At 64.2% G+C, this 17,804-nt stretch carries 18 protein-coding genes and 2 tRNA genes; 4 read left to right on the top strand and 16 right to left on the bottom strand.

Going from position 1 to position 17,804, the window contains the following annotated elements:
• Positions 1-56: 56 nt before the first annotated feature.
• A complete protein-coding gene (locus tag F8D48_RS07445) occupies positions 57-590 on the bottom strand; it encodes a MogA/MoaB family molybdenum cofactor biosynthesis protein (RefSeq protein ID WP_151430866.1) in 534 nt (177 codons plus the stop codon).
• 57 nt (positions 591-647) lie between these two features.
• Entirely contained in the window at positions 648-1,904 is a 1,257-nt protein-coding gene (locus tag F8D48_RS07440; RefSeq protein ID WP_151430864.1) for a molybdopterin molybdotransferase MoeA, read from the bottom strand.
• 570 nt (positions 1,905-2,474) lie between these two features.
• Between F8D48_RS07440 and F8D48_RS07435 the strand changes: the two genes are divergently transcribed.
• On the top strand, positions 2,475-3,596 hold the full coding sequence (locus tag F8D48_RS07435) for a putative NPN-dependent ornithine cyclodeaminase (protein WP_151430862.1): 1,122 nt from the start codon (positions 2,475-2,477) through the stop codon (positions 3,594-3,596).
• Between the two features lie 97 nt (positions 3,597-3,693).
• On the opposite strand, the gene eno is transcribed toward F8D48_RS07435, so the two are convergent.
• On the bottom strand, positions 3,694-4,986 hold the full coding sequence (eno, locus tag F8D48_RS07430; protein WP_151430860.1) for a phosphopyruvate hydratase: 1,293 nt from the start codon (positions 4,984-4,986) through the stop codon (positions 3,694-3,696).
• 117 nt (positions 4,987-5,103) lie between these two features.
• On the bottom strand, positions 5,104-7,023 hold the full coding sequence (locus tag F8D48_RS07425; protein WP_151430858.1) for an oleate hydratase: 1,920 nt from the start codon (positions 7,021-7,023) through the stop codon (positions 5,104-5,106).
• A 275-nt stretch (positions 7,024-7,298) separates the two neighbouring features.
• On the opposite strand from F8D48_RS07425, the gene F8D48_RS07420 reads away from it, so the two are divergent.
• The gene (locus F8D48_RS07420) at positions 7,299-8,264 is read left to right on the top strand and encodes a DMT family transporter (protein ID WP_151430856.1); all 966 of its coding nucleotides are present in this window, start codon (positions 7,299-7,301) and stop codon (positions 8,262-8,264) included.
• A 72-nt stretch (positions 8,265-8,336) separates the two neighbouring features.
• Here F8D48_RS07420 and F8D48_RS07415 read toward each other — a convergent pair whose 3' ends face one another.
• The 10 genes from F8D48_RS07415 to F8D48_RS07370 all read right to left on the bottom strand — a co-directional run bounded on the left by F8D48_RS07415 (position 8,337) and on the right by F8D48_RS07370 (position 15,013).
• The gene (locus F8D48_RS07415; RefSeq protein ID WP_170272771.1) at positions 8,337-9,032 is read right to left on the bottom strand and encodes an energy-coupling factor transporter transmembrane component T family protein; all 696 of its coding nucleotides are present in this window, start codon (positions 9,030-9,032) and stop codon (positions 8,337-8,339) included.
• Positions 9,033-9,391: 359 nt separating this feature from the next.
• Positions 9,392-9,625 (bottom strand): BAG1 BAG family molecular chaperone regulator 1, encoded by a 234-nt coding sequence (locus F8D48_RS07410; protein ID WP_135969804.1) that lies wholly within the window; start codon positions 9,623-9,625, stop codon positions 9,392-9,394.
• Between the two features lie 272 nt (positions 9,626-9,897).
• Complete coding sequence (gene rplQ / locus F8D48_RS12190) at positions 9,898-10,572, bottom strand: 50S ribosomal protein L17 (RefSeq protein WP_135969803.1); 675 nt, start codon at positions 10,570-10,572, stop codon at positions 9,898-9,900.
• Positions 10,573-10,584: 12 nt separating this feature from the next.
• On the bottom strand, positions 10,585-11,535 hold the full coding sequence (locus F8D48_RS07400) for a DNA-directed RNA polymerase subunit alpha (RefSeq protein ID WP_135969802.1): 951 nt from the start codon (positions 11,533-11,535) through the stop codon (positions 10,585-10,587).
• Between the two features lie 29 nt (positions 11,536-11,564).
• Complete coding sequence (gene rpsD / locus F8D48_RS07395) at positions 11,565-12,161, bottom strand: 30S ribosomal protein S4 (RefSeq protein ID WP_028026882.1); 597 nt, start codon at positions 12,159-12,161, stop codon at positions 11,565-11,567.
• Positions 12,162-12,179: 18 nt separating this feature from the next.
• Positions 12,180-12,575, bottom strand: coding sequence for a 30S ribosomal protein S11 (gene rpsK, locus F8D48_RS07390; RefSeq protein WP_028026883.1), 396 nt, complete (start codon positions 12,573-12,575; stop codon positions 12,180-12,182).
• A gap of 15 nt (positions 12,576-12,590) precedes the next feature.
• Positions 12,591-12,959, bottom strand: coding sequence for a 30S ribosomal protein S13 (rpsM, locus tag F8D48_RS07385; protein WP_135969801.1), 369 nt, complete (start codon positions 12,957-12,959; stop codon positions 12,591-12,593).
• A 22-nt stretch (positions 12,960-12,981) separates the two neighbouring features.
• Positions 12,982-13,095 (bottom strand): 50S ribosomal protein L36, encoded by a 114-nt coding sequence (rpmJ, locus tag F8D48_RS07380; protein WP_016309305.1) that lies wholly within the window; start codon positions 13,093-13,095, stop codon positions 12,982-12,984.
• 135 nt (positions 13,096-13,230) lie between these two features.
• A complete protein-coding gene (gene infA / locus F8D48_RS07375) occupies positions 13,231-13,449 on the bottom strand; it encodes a translation initiation factor IF-1 (protein ID WP_016309306.1) in 219 nt (72 codons plus the stop codon).
• A 268-nt stretch (positions 13,450-13,717) separates the two neighbouring features.
• A complete protein-coding gene (locus F8D48_RS07370) occupies positions 13,718-15,013 on the bottom strand; it encodes a hypothetical protein (protein ID WP_151430852.1) in 1,296 nt (431 codons plus the stop codon).
• Positions 15,014-15,254: 241 nt separating this feature from the next.
• On the opposite strand from F8D48_RS07370, the gene F8D48_RS07365 reads away from it, so the two are divergent.
• Positions 15,255-15,330 (top strand) — tRNA-Lys (locus tag F8D48_RS07365).
• A 125-nt stretch (positions 15,331-15,455) separates the two neighbouring features.
• A tRNA-Gln gene (locus F8D48_RS07360) sits at positions 15,456-15,529 on the top strand.
• A 203-nt stretch (positions 15,530-15,732) separates the two neighbouring features.
• Here the strand turns inward: F8D48_RS07360 and F8D48_RS07355 are convergent.
• Both F8D48_RS07355 and F8D48_RS07350 read right to left on the bottom strand, forming a co-directional pair.
• On the bottom strand, positions 15,733-16,164 hold the full coding sequence (locus F8D48_RS07355) for a universal stress protein (protein WP_151430850.1): 432 nt from the start codon (positions 16,162-16,164) through the stop codon (positions 15,733-15,735).
• A 121-nt stretch (positions 16,165-16,285) separates the two neighbouring features.
• A complete protein-coding gene (locus F8D48_RS07350; RefSeq protein WP_240806272.1) occupies positions 16,286-17,782 on the bottom strand; it encodes a helix-turn-helix transcriptional regulator in 1,497 nt (498 codons plus the stop codon).
• Between the last annotated feature and the right edge of the window lie 22 nt (positions 17,783-17,804).

The following is a 17,804-nucleotide window of genomic DNA, read 5'->3' as shown; positions in this document are numbered from 1 at the left end:
CCATCTTCACGGCACGGGGGCGCAACAGGGCGCGGGCGCTTTTGCGCGAGTGCCCCTTATCCGAGCTCGCCTCGCGCTGCCGCAGCAGAGAGTTTTTCCGAGAGGCTCTTCTGCGTGTCATGGCCGCCTCCAGCCATCATCTTCACGGCGTGGGGCAGCGCCGCCACGATGCCCTCCCAATTCTCGGTGGCCGCCTTGGTGGAACCGGGCAGGTTGATGATGAGGGTGCGGCCCCGCTGGGCGCAAATGGCCCGGGACAGCATGGCGTAGGGGGTGATCTTCAGGCTGTGGACGCGCATGGCCTCGGCAATGCCCGGCACCTCGCGGTCGGCCACGTCGCGGGTGGCCTCGGGGGTCACGTCCCGCAGCGAGAGGCCGCTGCCGCCGCAGGTGAGCACCACGTCGGCATCGGTGTGGTCGCACGCGTCCAGCAACGCCCCGGCGATAAACGGGCGCTCGTCTTTCTCCACGACACGGCGGATGCACTCCCAGCCCTCGGCGGCGATCAGCTCTTCCAGCCTAGCCCCCGCCTCGTCAGTCTCCAGGGTGCGGGTATCAGAGCAAGTGATAATGGCGAATTTAATGGTCATGGGATTCCTTTCCGTCAGCCTTCCCTCTTCAACGGAGCCGCGACGGGCACAGGCAGGCTAGAGACAAACCTCTTCCGGCACATCCAGCAGGATGCAGTCTACCATGGTTCCCGCCGGCTGGGGCTCGCCGCCCTCGGGCATGATGGCCATGCAGTTGGTCTTCTGGATGGGCCCGAACAGACCCGAGCTCTGGTTCTTAGCCGGCGTCACCTCGAAGGCGCCGTCATCGGCGCGGGTAAGGGTGCCGCGCAAGAAGATACGGCGCGGGTCGCGGTTCTTCTCATCGGCGGTCAGGCGCGCTCGAACCACCGGATGATCGAGGAAGCCGTAGCCCTGCATGGTACGCAGGGCCGGGCGGATAATCAGCTCGAAGCCCACGTAGGCCGCGGCCGGGTTGCCCGGCAGGCCGAAGACCGGCGTGCCATTCACCAGCCCGAAGGTTTGGGCCTTGCCCGGGCGCATGTTCACCGTGGCCATGAGCAACTCCCCCAGATCGGCCACCACGGGCTTGATGAAATCGTAGTCGCCGTTGGCCGCCCCGCCCGTGGTCACCACGAAGTCGTACTCTTCCGTGGCCGCGGCCACGGCCGCGCGCAGAGCCTCGTAGGTGTCCTCCACGATGGGAAGGATATGGGGCACCGCGCCGGCCCGGCTCGCGCAGGCGGCCATGGCGTAGCTGTTGGAATTGCGGATCTTGCCGGGGCCAGGCACCTCCGCAGGGGACACGAGTTCGCTGCCCGTGGCGATGATGGCTACCCGGGGACGGCGGCGCACCGGCACCTCCAACACGCCGCAGCCGGCCAGAAAGCCCACGCCGGCCGCGCCGACGACCTCGCCGGCGCGCACGACCACCTCGCCGGCCCGAGCCTCCTCGCCGGCGGGGCGCACATTGGACCCCACCTTCGTCGGCGCCGCAAAGGACACGAGCGATCCTGCATGCCCGTCGCCTTCCACCACGGCCACGATCTCATATTTCACCACGGCATCGGCATCGTCGGGCAGGCAGGCGCCGGTCATGATGCGCACGCACTCCCCCGCCCCGATGACGCCCTCGAACACATCGCCGGCGCCGATCTCGGCGATCACGCGCAGGACCACGGGCGCCTTCCCGTCGGCCGCCTCGATCTCGGCGGCCCGCAGGGCGAAGCCGTCCATGGCCGAGTGGGCGAAGGGGGACACGTCGATGTCGCTGGTCAGATCGGCCGCGGCCACCCGACCCACGGCATCCAGCAGCCCCACGGTTTCCACGGCCATCGGCTCCACGGCGCCGCACACGAGCGCGCGGGCCTCTTCCAGCGAGATCATATCCTTCACGTCAGTTCCCTTTCTCCTCCTCAAGCGCTCGCGCGGCTGGGCACGCCAACCCGGGCACGCTGCGCCATATTTCCGCGCTCTATTATAACCGTCCGAGGATAAACCTGCGCGAAAGAGAGCGCGTTTTCAGAGCGACCGCGATTCCGAACGATCGCGATTCCGAGCGATCGCGATTCCCGTCGCGCCGATTTTGCGCAGTAAACTCCGCGAGATAGACCCCGGCGCAGCCTTGCTCGTACCGAAGAGAGCTCCTTATTTGAGAAATGCCTGTTCAGCTTCATGGCTAATTGGCCGTATAACGCCTTATGCCGCCCCGTTGCCCCTCGCGCATCTATTTCGCGGAGTTTGCTGCACAAAATCTGCCCCTTCGGAAACAAAACTACCCCTTAGCCGACCGACAGCCCGTTGCAGAGTGATTATCCGCGACACAAGCGTTCTCGCTGAAGCCCGAAATGCCAGAAGTCCCGGACGGGCGCGGCGCCGTTGTGGAGAACAGCGGCCTGGCCCTCGGAAGCGTTTCGACCGCGCTACAATGAGGATACCGAAACCGCTTCTGAGAGAAGGCCGCCCATGGATTTCGCGCCCACCCCCTATACCGCCCCCGACTTCTCGCTGCCGCACCTAGTTGCCGCGCCGAACGCGGCCCTCGTACCCGCGCCGAAGGATTTCGTGGCCCCCGAGAACTACCACGCCATGTCCATCTATCCCGAGTACCTGAAAATCGACGGGGAATGGGTGCTCGCCCGGGACTCCCGCATGGACTGCGTGGCGGTGGTGGAAGACGGCGCGGTGTTCGTGCGTGAATTCCGCCACATCCGCGCCGGCGACCTGATCGCCTGCGGGCGCACCGAGAACGGTGAGGAGGGCATCCTCGTGTACACCGAGGGCTTCCGCAGCTTGACCGCAGCCGAGAACGGGGCGCCCCACCCCGGAGGCCACGACAACTTCGCCTTCCGTCTCGGCCGTAGTCGCGAGACGGCCTTCTCCCGCGACTACGACGAGCTCTACGAGCTTTTGCGCCACGAGCGCGACCACGGCTTTATCGTGTGGGTCATGGGGCCGGCCTTCACGTTCAACGGCTTTTCGCGCGATGCCTTCGCCAAGATCGTCGATGCCGGCTACGCCGATGCGGTGTTCGCCGGCAACGCCCTGGCCACCCACGATTTGGAAGGGGCCTACTTCCACACGTCGCTGGGCCAGGACATCGAGACCCAGGAGAACCGCCCCAACGGCCATTACCACCATCTGGACACCATCAACCGCGTGCGCTATTGGGGAAGCATCGAGCGGTTCATCGAAGAGGAGGGCGTGCGCGACGGCATCATGGAGGCGCTTGTGCGCAACAACGTGCCCTACGTGCTCGCCGGCTCCATCCGCGACGACGGGCCCTTGCCCGGCGTGTTCGGCAATGCCTACGATGCCCAGGATGCCATGCGCGACCACATCCGATCGGCCACCACGGTCATCTGCATGGCCACCATGCTGCACACCATCGCCACGGGCAACATGACCCCGAGCTACCGGGTGCTGCCCGACGGCACCATCCGCCCCGTGTACTTCTACTGCGTGGACATTGCGGAATTCGCCGTGAACAAGCTCGTGGACCGGGGCAGCCTCGCCAGCCGCGGCATCGTCACCAACGTGCAGGACTTCATCGCGAACATCGCCAAGGGTTTGGGGCTGTTGGGGTAGATTTCCCGAGAACGAGAGCATTCTGCGAAGAAAACGCTCCCCGCTGGAATGCGTCCGGCAGGGAGCGTTTTTCAGTAAGGTGAGTTCCGACGGCAGCTTAGCGCTTGATGTTGTAGAAGGCCTTCATGCCGGCGTAGACGGCCTGGCCCTCCAACTGCTCCTCGATGCGGATGAGCTGGTTGTACTTGGCCACGCGGTCGGAACGGGCCGGGGCGCCGGTCTTAATCTGGCCGGTGTTCAGCGCCACGGACAGATCGGCGATGGTCACGTCCTCGGTCTCGCCGGAGCGGTGGCTCATAACGCAGGCATAACCGGCCTGCTTGGCCATCTCGATGGCCTCCAGGGTCTCGGTGAGGCTGCCGATCTGGTTCACCTTGATGAGGATGGCGTTGGCGCAGCCCAGCTCGATGCCCTTGGCCAAACGCTTGGAGTTGGTCACGAACAGGTCGTCGCCCACCAGTTGCACGCGGTCGCCGATGCGCTCGGTCAGCTTCTTCCAGCCGTCCCAATCTTCCTCGGCCATGCCGTCCTCGATGGACACGATGGGGTACTTGTTCACCAAGGCCTCCCAGTAGTCCACCATCTCGTCGCTCGTGAGCTCGCGGCCCTCGCCGGCCAGCACGTACTTGCCGGTCTCGGCGTTGTAGAACTCGGTGGACGCCGGATCCATGGCGAACAGGATGTCGGTGCCGGGCTTATAGCCGGCGGCCTCGCAGGCCTGCACAATGTAGGCCAGGGGCTCCTCATTGGTCTTCAGGTTGGGGGCAAAGCCTCCCTCGTCGCCCACGCCGCCGCCAAGGCCGGCGTCGTGGAGCACCTTCTTAAGGGTGTGGTAGATCTCGGCGCACCAGCGCAGGGCCTCGGCAAAGGTTGCCGCGCCCACGGGCATGATCATGAATTCCTGGAAGTCCACGTTGTTGTCAGCGTGCACGCCGCCGTTCAGGATGTTCATCATGGGCGTAGGCAGAAGGTGCGCGTTGGCACCGCCCACGTACTTGTACAGGGGCAGCTCGGCGGCCTCGGCGGCAGCCTTGGCCACAGCCAGCGACACGCCCAGGATGGCGTTGGCGCCCAGAGCGCCCTTGTTCTCGGTGCCGTCCAGGGCGATCATGGCCGCGTCGATGGCGCGCTGGTCATCGGCCTCGAGGCCGATGAGCGTCTCGGCGATCTCGCCGTTCACGTGGGCCACAGCATCCAGGGTGCCCTTGCCCAGGTAGCGCTTCTTGTCGCAGTCGCGCAGCTCCACGGCCTCGAAGGCGCCGGTGGACGCCCCGGAGGGAACCGCCGCGCGACCGAAGGAACCGTCCTCCAGCACGACCTCCACTTCGACGGTGGGATTGCCGCGGGAATCGAGGATCTCGCGCCCGTACACATCGATGATGACGCTCATGTAGTGCCTCCTTGCAGGTAATGTCGACGCTGTTGTTCAGCGTTTCCCATCATACCATGCAAAGCGCCCCGCGCGAGAACGCATCTGCGCGGGGCGCACAAAACCAAGGCGCTGCCCCTAGTGGATGCCGGGCCACACCGCCCCGGGGTCGGGCGCGGGCGCATCGCGGTTCTCGTCGGTGGTGGGAATGACGCCGTACTCCTTCAGCAGCCCGTAGATATCGGTGTGCTCGATCTCCTTCAGGCCGCGGGACAGCAGCAGCTTCTCCAGCACGTTCATATTCATGTCCGTGGCCGGCTTGCCGTCGCGCAGCAGCACCGTGGCGTTCAGCAGGCAGCGCAGATCGTAGGCGCTCCCCCACACCTCGGGCACGCCGCGGTCGATATCCAGCAGCGTGTACACCGCCTCCATGCCAGTGCGCATGGAGTACTCGGTGGTGAAGATGGTATCGCGGGGCGTTTCGGCGAACTGGCCGATGAAGGCGAAGTTCACGGAGCCCTCCGGCACCACGAGCGGGCGGTCGCCGTCGGCGCGGGGCATGAAGAAGGCCGTGATGTAGGGCATCATGCAGGGCACCGTGTTGGCACTCTTCTCGGCCAGCTCCTCGATCTGCTCCTCGGGCACGCCCAGGTGGTACAGCCATTCCTGGCAGATCTCACGCCCGGTGCAGTCGCGCATGGGCTTCTTCACGTAGTTGCCGTCCACGGAGGTGAACAGGCCGTAGAGCCACACGCACACGGTGCCGGGTTTCTGATCGCGGAACTGGGGCTGGCGGTTGATGGTCCAGGACAGCAGCCAGTTGGAATCCCGCACCGACACGATACCGCCGGTCACCACGCCGCCGGAGAGCGGATCGCGCTTGCAGATGGCCTCGATGTAGGGCAGGATCTTCTCGTCCAGCGTGGTCACCGTGGCGCTCTCCCAGTTGCTCTTGGCCGGGTCGCCGCAGAACTTCTCAGGACGCCCGAAAGCCGGCGACTGCGCGGCGATGCGCTTCCACAGATCCCAGCCATCCCCGGGCGTCAGCTCGGGGGCATAGCGGGCCGGCGTGTTCTGGCTGCCGAAAGAGGAATGGGCCACCAAGCTGCCCGGGGTGATGAACACGAGGTCATTCTCGGTCAGGGAGATGACCTGCTCGCGGATGCCCGCCGGATCGGGGGCCTCATCCCCCGGCAGCCCCTCCACGGCGCCGATGGCCTCAGGCTCGTCCTCTACCAAAAAGCGGATCTCGGTGGCCACTTTGCGGTTCTCGTCCTTCGCTCCATCGCAGGAGAAGCGCACATCGGTCACATGGGTGTCGTAGCGGAAGTCCACCCCGTGGCCCTTCAGGTAGTTCACCATGGGCAGGATCATGGACTCGTACTGGTTGTAGCGGGTGAAGCGCAGCGCCGAGAAGTCGGGCAGGCCACCCACGTGGTGCACGAAGCGGGTGATGTAGCGTTTCATCTCCAGAGCCGAGTGCCAATTCTCGAAGGCGAACATAGTGCGCCAGTACAACCAGAAGTTCGAGTTCAGCACCTCGTCGGAGAAGTACTCGGTGATGACCTTGTCCTGAAGGTCCTCCTCGGGGGTGAAGAACAGGTTCATAATCTCCATGCAGGCTTTGTCCGACAAATCGAAGCGGTTGTCGGTATGGGCGTCCTGGCCGCGGTTCACCGTGGCGCGGCACAGGGAGTAGTTGGGGTCGCGCTTGTTCAGCCAATAGTAGTAGTCGAGCACGCTTACGTTCGGATCCTCGATGGAGGGAATGTCGCGGAACAGGTCCCACATCACCTCGAAGTGGTTGTCCATCTCGCGGCCGCCGCGCATGGTGTAGCCGAGGCTCGGGTAGTCCCAGCCATCGCAGCCGCCGCCGGCGCGAGGCCCTCGCTCCAAGATATGGATGCGCTCGCCGGCCATCTGCCCGTCGCGCACGAGGAAGCACGCGGCCGCCAGGCCCGCCAAACCGCTGCCCACGATGTAGGCCGACTTGCCATCCACCCCCTCGGGCTTCAGGGGATGGGCGAAGGCCTCGTAGTTGCCGCTGGAATAGTACATGGCACGTCCTCTCTAACGCGGTTTTGCCGTTTACCCTATAGTGCCGTGCCCGGGCAACCCGCGCCCTCGGCGGCCCCCGCTCGTTGCCCCCGTGTTGAGAAGCGGTAACGGGAACGGACCGCGGCCAAAGGCAGCTTCGTCCAACATCTCCTCACCCGCAACTCCGTCACGCCGACCCGCTTGCCCCCTCATTCCGCCGCCCCACCCCAAGCTGCAACCGATCGACCGCGTTGGTCCCTGGCACCCCGCAGCTGACCCTCGTATAATGGCGAGCCATGGATACCACGCGACAGACCAAACGGAGCCTGCCGAGCTTCGTGTACAAACTCATGCTGCTGGCGGCCACCGTTATCTGGGGGTTTGCCTTCGTGGTGATGAAGGACGCCGTTGACGTGCTGCCGCCAGCCCAGCTCATCGGCGTGCGCTTCCTGCTCACGGGCCTGCTCATGGCCGCGGTGTTTCACCGTCACCTGCGCGGCAGCCTGAATGCCGGCTTCCTCGGCGCGGGGCTCGCACTCGGCGCGGTCACCTTCCTCGCCTTCTGGGTGCAGACCGTGGGGCTTACCGACACTACCCCGGGCAAGAACGCCTTCCTCACGGCCACCTACTGCATTATCGTGCCCTTCATGCTGTGGGCTGTGGCCCGCAGGCGGCCCACCGTGGCCAATGTGGGGGCAGCGGTGCTGTGCGTGGCGGGCATCGGGCTCGTGTCCGTGGCCGCGGACACCCTCACCATCGGCTTCGGCGATCTCATGACCCTGCTGTGTGCCGTGTTCTTCGCAGCCCAGATCATCGCCATCGCCCGCCTCTCCCAAACCTACGACGTGCTGGGGCTCACGGTGTACCAGTTCCTCTTCGGCGGCGTGTTGGGCCTTCTGCTGGGGGCGGCCACCGAGCCCTTCCCCGGGCTCGCCGCCGTGGCCAATGCCGATTTCCTGCTGAACCTGGCCTATCTCGTGGTACTCGCCTCGGGAGTGTGCTATGTGCTGCAGAACGTGGGCCTCGCCCACGTGCCCGAGGCCCAGGGGTCGCTGCTGCTGTCTTTGGAATCGGTCTTCGGCGTCATCGCCAGCGTGCTGCTCTGCGGGGAAGTGGTCACGGGCCGCATGATGCTCGGCTTTGCCCTCATCTTCGCTGCCATCCTCATGAGCGAGCTGGCGCCCCAGCCCGAGAAGCGCGAAGCGCCCACCGAGACGGCCCCTACGCCCGAGCTCGAGGAAAGCCCGAGCGCAACCCCGTAGGGAAAGGTCCGCGCCCTTTCCGCTCGGCACCGGGCGCGCTCCGGCCGAGGCCGCCCCGCAGCCCGCAGGCTCTCAGGGGACGAGCGCAACGGCGACGCACAGGGCGATGCCGACAAGGAGCACAACGCCGTCGCTCCTACGGAAGCGCCGTCCATCAAGGGTCGTGGGCTCCGTAGAGGCCCCGAAGCAGCGAGCATCCATGGCCGCAGCCAAACGGTCGGCGCGACGGAACAGACCGACGAACAGCGGCACCATGAGCCCTCCGTAGGCCGCAAGCCGCCCCCTCAGCCCTCCCCCTTGGAAGGAAGCGCCCCGCGAGGCCTGGGCAGCACGCACGCCGACCAGCTCCTCGGCTGTCAAGGGGATGAAGCGCAGGGCAATGGAAAGGGCCGTGGTTACATCCCGCACCGGCAGGCCCACGCGACCCAGCGGGGTAAGCAGTCGCCGCAGGGCCTCGGAGAGCTCGGTGGCCGTGGCCAGCGACACTAGCACGAGGCTTCCCCACACGAGTAGCAGCACCCGGGCCGCCACCACCGCCCCAGCCATCCAGCCGAGGCTCACGCTGTTGTACACCAGCAGGAACGCGGCAATAACATAGGCCGGGGCACCGCCCTTGAGCACCGCGACCCACCGCACCCGCCCGAGGGCCATGACGACCGCAAGCAAAGCCGCGGCCGCAGCGAGGGCACTCAGGCTGTGGACCCAGAAGAGTGCGACCGAAAAGGCCATGAGGAGCGCGATCTTCACGCGCCCGTCCAGGGTGCGCACAGAACGCGGGATCCGCGAGGGCGATGTGCGAAGCGATACCATGGGCGCAGTATGACAGAAACGGCGATTCCCAGAGCCCCCGGCACCGGGGCAGTCGGCCACGGCCCTGCTGACAACGTCGTTTTATGCTAGCGCACAAAACGATGCTCGGCACTCCCTTCTCCCAAACCCCGCCCAGCATCCTCAAACGCAGGAAACCCCTTCCGCCCGAAAGGGGTTTCCCATGCTACAGATGGTATGGGCGGCTCGTTGTTAAGGAGCGGGTCGCCGCGCATCTGGCCGTTCGCGCACGATCGAGGGTTGAGTTAGCGAAATCCCCGATTGTGTCACGCGGCTCGTCGGTACCGCGTCTGTATGCGCTACAGGGCCTCGCCGATGCCGGCCGTACCGATCTTGGCCTGATCGAACTCGAAGGCCGTCTCGGCGGCCTCGGCTGCGGCCTGCTCGTTGCCGAGCGCATCCTCGAACTCCACCGACGAGGTGGCCTCGGCGGCCACTTCCTCCTCGATGCGCTCGAGGTCGGCCACCGCATCCTCGGTCTTCGCGGCCTCGGTCTCGACGAACTCCTTCATCAGGGTATCCTTGTCAGCCATGATCCGGCTCCTTTCAATCTGAGAAGATCTCCGTGAACAGAAGGTGTAAGAGCAAGATCTCGTGCCCTTGCATCGCCTATTCTATGGGCTGCACAGGCCACGGAAAGCTGACTGCACCGATAGTAATTGAGCAGTTGTACACGCGTTGCCCGACTGAAATAAAAGAAGACGACCGCCCGTAAGCGGTCGTCTTCCCTATAGAACGATGATCCCAGCGGCCGGCTCATGCGGCTGTCCGGCGCCAGGTGCATCCGAACGATCTGGCAAGCAGCCTACTTGACGTCGGCCTGCTCCTCCTCGATCTTCTCGGCGTCGACGGTCTCGGCCTCCTTGGCAGCCTCGGCCTCAGCCTTCTCGGCATCCTCGCGGGCCTCCTCGACGGCCTCGGCCTTCTCAGCGGCATCCACGGCCTCGATCTGCTCCACGGTGCCGTCGTTCTCGAAGCCCAGATCCTCAGCGAGCTCCTCGGACTTCTCGGCCTTGGCCTCCTCGGCCTTCTCAGCCTTCTTGGCCACCTTCTTGGGGGCAGCCTTCTTCGAAGCGGCCTTCTTGGCAGCAGCGGCCTGGCGCTCGGCCTTGGGCACGCAGGGCTCGGTCACGAGCTCCATAATGACCATGGGGGCGTTGTCGCCCTTGCGGGGACCCAGCTTCATGATGCGGGTGTAGCCGCCGGGACGATCCTGCCACATACCCTGGGCGACCTTCTCGAAGATCTCGCGCACGAGCTCCTTGTCGTTCAGGTAGGCGATGGCCAGACGGCGGGAATGCAGGTCGCCGCGCTTGGCCCAAGTGACGATCTTATCCACATCGGGACGGATCTCCTTGGCGCGAGCCTCCACCGTCTTGATGCGGTCGTTCAGGAACAGAGCGGCAACCAGGCTACGCTTCATAGCCTTGGTGTGGCTCCAGTCGGTGCCGAGCTTCCGCCCCTTCTTGTTGTGTCTCATATCTCGTGTCTCCTAAAGCTTCAAATTGAGGTCCATGGAAATGAGCTTGTCCTTCACTTCCTCGATGGACTTCGCACCAAAGTTCCGAATGTTCAGCAGGTCGTTCTCGGAGAACTCGACGAGCTGGCGCACGGAGTGGATGCCCGCGCGCTTCAGGCAGTTGTAGGAGCGGACGGACAGATCCAGGTCCTCGATCTGCTTGTCCAGCTCGGCGTTGGACTCCTGACCCTCCGGCGCGAAGATGGACGGGGCCTCGCCCTCCTCTTCCTCGCCCGTGGCGGCCAGGGCCAGAAACGCCCCCATGTACTGGTTGATGATGTTGGACGCGCGGCACACGGCCTCGGTGGGGTCGATGGAGCCGTCGGTCTCAACTTCCAGAACCAGCTTGTCGTAGTCGGTGCGCTGACCCACGCGGGTGTCGGTCACGTTCATCGTGCAGCGACGCACCGGCGAGAACAGCGAGTCAACGTGGATGATGCCGATGGGATCCTCCGTGCGCTTGTTGCGCTCGGCGGACACGTACCCGCGGCCCACCCCGATGCGGATAGTCATGTCCAGCTGGCCGCCGTCGGCCACCGTGGCAATGACGTGATCCGGGTTCACCAGGTTGAACTGGCCGGGCACCTCCAAGTCGGCACCGGTCACCGTGCAGGGACCCTCGGCGAACACGTGCGCGGTCGCCTCGTCGGCCTCGTCGGACACCTGGGAGAACACCAGGCCCTTCACGTTCAGCACGATGTCGGTGATGTCCTCGATGACGCCCTCGGCGGTAGTGAACTCATGCTGCACGCCCTCGATCTGGATAGCGGTGGCCTTCGCCCCGTCCAGCGAGGAGAGCAGAACGCGACGCATGGAGTTGCCCAGGGTGTTGCCGTAACCGCGCTCGAGCGGCTCGACGATGTAGCGGGCAACGGTGTCGTTGACTTCCTCCGTAGTAACTGTAGGCCTCATGAACTCTGTCATGTGTGAGTAGCCTCCTTAATGAGCCGCGATTATTTCGAGTACAGTTCGACGATGAGCTGCTCGTTGATGTCCAGATCGATCTGGTCACGCGTCGGGAGGGACAGCACGCTGCCCTGCAGCTTCTCGATGTCGATCTCGAGCCAGGCGGGCACCTGCACGCGCTCGTTGGAGACAAGCGCGCTCTTCACGACGAGAAGCTCCTTGGCCTTGGGAGCCACGGAGACGAGCTCACCGGCGCGCACACGGAAGGACGGGATGTCCACGCGGCGGCCGTTCACGCAGATGTGGCCGTGGGTCACCATCTGGCGGGCTTCCTTGCGGGTGCGGGCGAAGCCCAGGCGGAAGACCACGTTGTCGAGACGGGTCTCCAGGATGGTCATGAGGTTCTCACCGGTCTGACCCTGCATGGACTTGGCGCGCTTGAAGTAACCACGGAACTGCTTCTCGAGCACACCGTAGATGAACTTGGCCTTCTGCTTCTCGCGCAGCTGCATGGCGTACTCGCTCTCCTTGCGACGACGCTTCGGCTGGCGGATGGATTCCTTCTTGCTGGAGTAACCGAGCACCACAGGATCGATGCCCAGCTGACGGCAGCGCTTAAGAACCGGAGTTCTATTAATTGCCATAATGTACGATCCTTTCAGTTACACGCGACGACGCTTGCGGGGACGGCAACCGTTGTGCGGGATGGGAGTGCAGTCCTGGATGGAGGCCACTTCGAGGCCGGCAGCCTGGAGAGAACGGATAGCGGTCTCGCGACCGGAACCCGGGCCCTTCACGAAGACGGCGACCTTCTTCAGGCCGTGCTCCATAGCCGTCTTCGCGGCGGCCTCGGCGGCCATCTGCGCGGCGAACGGCGTGGACTTACGAGAGCCCTTGAAGCCCACGGTGCCCGCGGACTGCCAGGAGATCACGTTGCCCTGGGGATCGGTGATGGAGACAATGGTGTTGTTGAACGTAGACTTGATGTGAGCGGCGCCCACGGCAATGTTCTTACGCTCGGAGCGCTTGATGCGCGTACGTACTTGCTTCTTAGCCACGGTTTGCTTACCTCACTACTTCTTCTTGCCGCCGATTTGCTTGCGCGGACCCTTGCGGGTACGAGCGTTCGTGTGCGTGCGCTGACCGCGAACGGGCAGGCCGCGACGATGACGCAGGCCGCGATAGCAACCGATCTCCATGAGGCGCTTCACGTTCTGCGAAACCTCGCGATGCAGGTCGCCTTCGACCTTGAGGTTCTGCTGGATGTAGTCGCGCAGCTTCGCGAGGTCTTCCTCGGAGAGGTCCTTCACGCGAATGTCGGGGTTCACGCCGGTTTCGGCGATGATCTGCTTGGCCGTAGTGAGGCCAATGCCGTAAATGTAGGTCAAGGCGATCTCAATGCGCTTATTGCGGGGAAGATCGACACCAACGAGACGTGCCATGTTTCTTAAGAGTCCTTTCTCCCTAGCCCTGACGCTGCTTATGGCGCGGATTCTCGCAGATGACGAGGATCTTGCCATGGCGTCGGATGATCTTGCACTTGTCGCACATCTTCTTGACCGAAGGACGTACCTTCATATCACTTTCCTTTCGGTATGCGGATCGTTCTATACGTGCACGCCCAGCCGCTGGCGATTGTTTTCTCAGCTGTGACCCCGCGCGAAGGATCCGGGTCTTCGCGGGAGCGTGCGCCCGATCGGGCCGTCTGGGAAACTACTTGAAGCGGTAGGTGATGCGGCCGCGGTTGAGGTCGTAGACCGACAATTCCACCGTGACACGGTCTCCGGGCAGGATCTTGATGTAGTGCATGCGCATCTTGCCGGAAATGTGGGCGAGAATGGTATGACCGTTCTCAAGTTCCACCTTGAACATCGCGTTGGGCAGGGCTTCGAGCACCGTGCCCTCGAGTTCGATTACATCTTCTTTAGCCAAAAGTTGCTCCTCCAAGCGGACTGATAAAGCAGCAGCGCAAAATGGTAACAAAGATGCAAGTAAATTTGAAGAGAAATTTCGCACAAGGGCGTAAAAAACCAAAAAGCGGGTTTGGCTTTGAAATGACCTGCTTGTCAGGCCTGCGGTCGAGCCGCGCAGCTCTCGGAGATCACCCGGAGCCGCCAGGTATTATTCGCGCTGCCAGAGCGCCGCCGCCTTGTCGGCAAGAGGGAATGATAGCACAGCCTCCGAGGGGATGCAAGCTTCCCTACTCCCCCACATACTCGCGCTGGCGGAGCCGGGCCAGCTGCAGGCCGCGGGCGACGAAGCCCTGGCCGAACTTCTCGCGGATGATCCAGGCGTAACGGGTCTCGGGCTCGTCGAACTTGCGGCGCTGGAAGGCGAGGCAGTCGTGCACCGATGCGCCGAAGTCGGCGTAGAACTCCTCCATGGCGGCAATGACGCGCTTCGCGGACTTCACCACGGAGTGGGCCGCGCCGTCGGGCATGACGATCTTCACGGTCTTCAAGTCGTAGTGCGCGGCGTTCTTGAAGTTCTGCACGGCTTGCACCTGGTCCTTGGGCGACAGGCGCGGGCCCTCCACCGAGGCGGCCCATACGAGGAACAGCTGGCTGAACAGCACATCCCGCTCGTCGATGCCGGCACGCACGAGGGGGTTCAGGTCCACCATGCGCAGCTCGATGTGGCTCACGCCTTCCTTCAGCCCCGCAAGGCTATAGGGGCCGAAGTTCTTCAGGCGGATGGGATAGTACAGCTCCGAGGGATAGCGGATCATGCCGCTGTCGATGTAGGCTTGAATGGAATCGGCGTAGGCCGCGGCGCTGGTGTAATCGAGCACGGGCGCGAAGAAGTTCCAGTAGCCGAGCTCGGAGCAACGCACTGTGGCCAGACCCTGGAACAAGTCGCCGCCGATCTTGCCCTTCTCCACGTAGGAGGAGTCCATGACGGGGCTGGCGGCCATAACCGCGGTGAGGATCCAGCCCCAGGTGACGCAGTTCTCGGCCAGGCGCACGTAGAACTGGTCGCGGTAGGCCTCGAAGCTCTGGGGCGCATCGGCACTTTCTGCGCAGGCGAGCGCATAGTCGGCTCGCAGCAGCTCATCGCCGAAGGAGTAGTTGATGTGAATGCCCGAGAAGGCCATCTTGTAGCGGCCGTAGCGGTCGGAGAGGTACTCGCGGTAGGCGGTCTTGCCGGCGTCGTCGCCGAAGTACTGGGCGATGGGAATGTCCTTCTCCCCCAGGATATAGGGCGGGTTGGAAAAGGGCCAGAGCAGCTCGCGCTCGAGCAGATTCGCGATGGCCCGCTGCACGAGGGCGTTGTAGTGCTCGAGCGACTGCACCGCCTCGGCCGGCGTGGCGCACACCGGCGTGTTCACTTCCACCTGGTTCTCGGAGAAGTCACGCACGATATGCACATCGTCGGCGAAATCAGCCGGCGTGTGAGCCAGAAAGCCGCCGCCGTCGATGCGCAGGGATTCTTTCTCCAGCCCGAAACCGCCTTCCAGAAGATGGGCGCGGACCGATTCGTCGTGGGCATGCAGCATGGTTGCCTCCCAAGGGCGCGTTGGCGGAGTCGAGCCCGCCAAATCTGATGTTCACGCTTAAGTTTACCAGTTACGATTTATGGCCACGGAAACAACAGCGCAATGCCATCGATCGGTCAACGACGCTGCGCTGATACAGGCAGCCCGCCTCCCACTGAGAAGAAAACGACAGTTCTCGTAGGTCTCTGGCATTGACCGCATCCCGCGCGAGCGGTAAACTATACGCTTGCGTGAGAAGTACGGGCCTTTAGCTCAGTCGGTAGAGCAGGGGACTTTTAATCCCAAGGTCGCGGGTTCGATCCCCGCAGGGCCCACCATCTTCTCGCCTGGTCGCAACCACGACCAGCCGTCCGTTCACTGGTGTCGCGAGCAGCGGGATTCCCACCGTTTCCCCCATCTCGTCATCCGGCCGCGTAACTCGCACGGACATTCGATACGGCACTGGGGTATCGTCCAACGGCAGGACTCTGGTTTTTGGTACCAGCTACCTAGGTTCGAATCCTAGTACCCCAGCCACTTTCTTCCCCTGTCAGAAACGCGCGCATTCCCAATCGTGCGAGACGAGAATTCGGACCGCAGCGCTCCCGGGCGTCCTTCTCGGTTTTGGCCCACCACCATGAACAGCGCAGGAGCCCGCTGCGGCCATGGCCAAATACAGGTTCGCGCGCCGACGAAGAACGCGCTCGCGCAGAAAGCGGCTACGGCAGCAGGGGCAGGCATTACTGGCACACGCTTTCTTTCGCGATGAGCACGGTGACGGGCGATTCCTTGGTCACTGCGTAGCTGACGCTTCCGAGGAAGCCCTTCACGCCGCCCTGACCGCGGCTGCCCATGATGATGAGGTCGCAGCCCTCGTCCTTCGCGCAGTTCACGATGAGGTCGGCCGGCGAGGTGCCCTTGAGCACCTTCACCTCGGCAGGGTTCGGCAGCTCGGCGGCGACAGCCTCCAGCTCCCGGCGGATGGCCATGGCGTCCTCCACCATGACAGTGGCCATGCCGGCAGCCGCCGAGCCCGAGGAGAACAGGCGCATGACGTGCACGAGCACCACCTCCGCGGCAGGGTTCGACTGGGCGATCTCGCGCATGACCTCCAAGGCCTTGCGGGAGGGAGTGCTGCCGTCATAGGCCACGAGGATCTTATGGCACCACATGGGGGCATCCTTTCTGTCGGCACATCTGATAGGCGGGCTGTCAAGTCCTGCGACCATTGTAGACCCGTTACGATGGCCCCGCGGCTTGTTCGCAAAGTTGTTGAAAAGGCGCACCGGTTGCTTAGGCGCCGCTCTCGTCACTGTAGCCCTCCACCACGTCGATCAGCTCTTGCTGCGAGTGGACTCCCAGCTTCGCGTAGATGTTCTGGACGTGGGTCTTCACCGTGTTGCGCGACAGCACCAGCTTCTCCTGGATGTAGGGGGCGTTGCGCCCGTGGGCGAGCAGTCCGAGAATCTCGCCCTCCCGCGGGGTGAGGCGGAAGGCGCGGGCCACCTCGTCGCACGACGCCGCGAGCGAGCCGGAGAAGGCCGCCCGAGTCTCCCCTTCCCCGTCGCCACGGTCGACATCGGCGGTAGCGGCGGGCGCGGCGGCATCGGAGGGAGACGCCCCCACGCGCAGGGCCACGACCGGCTGCACCCCGTCGATAGTACCCTGGAAGCTGAAGCCCTTGAGCGCGGTGAGGTTCACGGCGACGAAGCCGAAGAGCACGCCGGCCACAAGCGACGAGATGCCCAGGCTGTCGGGCACCGCATTGGCCCAGTGGCCGAACGTGGCCCCGCACAACAGGCCGAAGGAGGAGGCCGCCCGCCCCCAGGCGAGCACTGCGAGGGCGTTGGCCGGGTTGCGGGCCCCGATGGAGGCCAAGGCGAACCACATGAGCACCTCGAAGCATTCGCTTCCCGCGAACAGAAGGCCGTTCACGAGCGAGGCGTGGGACACATCCGCGCGCCCGTTCAGCACGATGATGGTGAGGAAACCCGCCACAACGAGCAGGGCGGCCGCCTCATAGAGGATGTCGGCGCGCGGCTGGCGGGGCATCAGCGCCAGCACCAGCAGCAACCCCAGGGGAATGATGCTGAGCATGGTGGTCTGGGGGATTCCGTCGACGGACTCGAAGGTGAGGGCGAAGCCGTAGGCGATGCGGAAAACGAAGATGGCCGCGAACAGCACATGGGCGAACGGCAGGTAGGAGGCCGGCTCGGTGATGGACGCCTCGCGGGCCGAAGTCGCCTCGGTCATGGCGTGGAGCACGCCCAGGGCGAGGGGGCGACATGCCGCGTACATCACGAAGATAAGTGAAACCAGCACGGCAACAGCCGCGTCGTAACCGATGAAGGAGAAGGGAATACGCAACAGGTAGCTCAGACCGAAGGCCAACGCGATGCAGAGCATGCAATCACGCCGCTCGAGCGCGCACAGCGAGATGCCGGCAAGCACGACAATCCAACGCGATCCCGCCGAGCGTAGGCAGACGCCCGCGATGAGCGCAGCTGGACTCCCCTGCCATAGTCCGATCAAAATGAGCATGTAGCCGAGCGAGTAGGAGGTTAGCGCCGCAGGCGTCAGGACACCCTCATTGATGGATGTCGGCTTGTTCAGGGCCACGATGGCTAAAACGACCAAGGTGACCACAGCCACCGTCGAGGAGATGTCGCGCGCCTCGGGCGCGATGCCGATGAAATGGGGGTACAGGTACACGTTCGTGAGCCACGTACCGAACACCTCGGCCGTCAGCGCCACGAGACAGCGCAGCCATGGGCCGCGAACCATTTTCACCGAACTCAAGGCGCCCCTTCCT

Source organism: Adlercreutzia muris (assembly GCF_008831045.1).
GTDB lineage: Bacteria > Actinomycetota > Coriobacteriia > Coriobacteriales > Eggerthellaceae > Adlercreutzia > Adlercreutzia muris.
The sequence above is the reverse complement of the archived record's forward strand: the minus strand, read 5'-3'. Positions and strand labels throughout refer to the sequence as shown.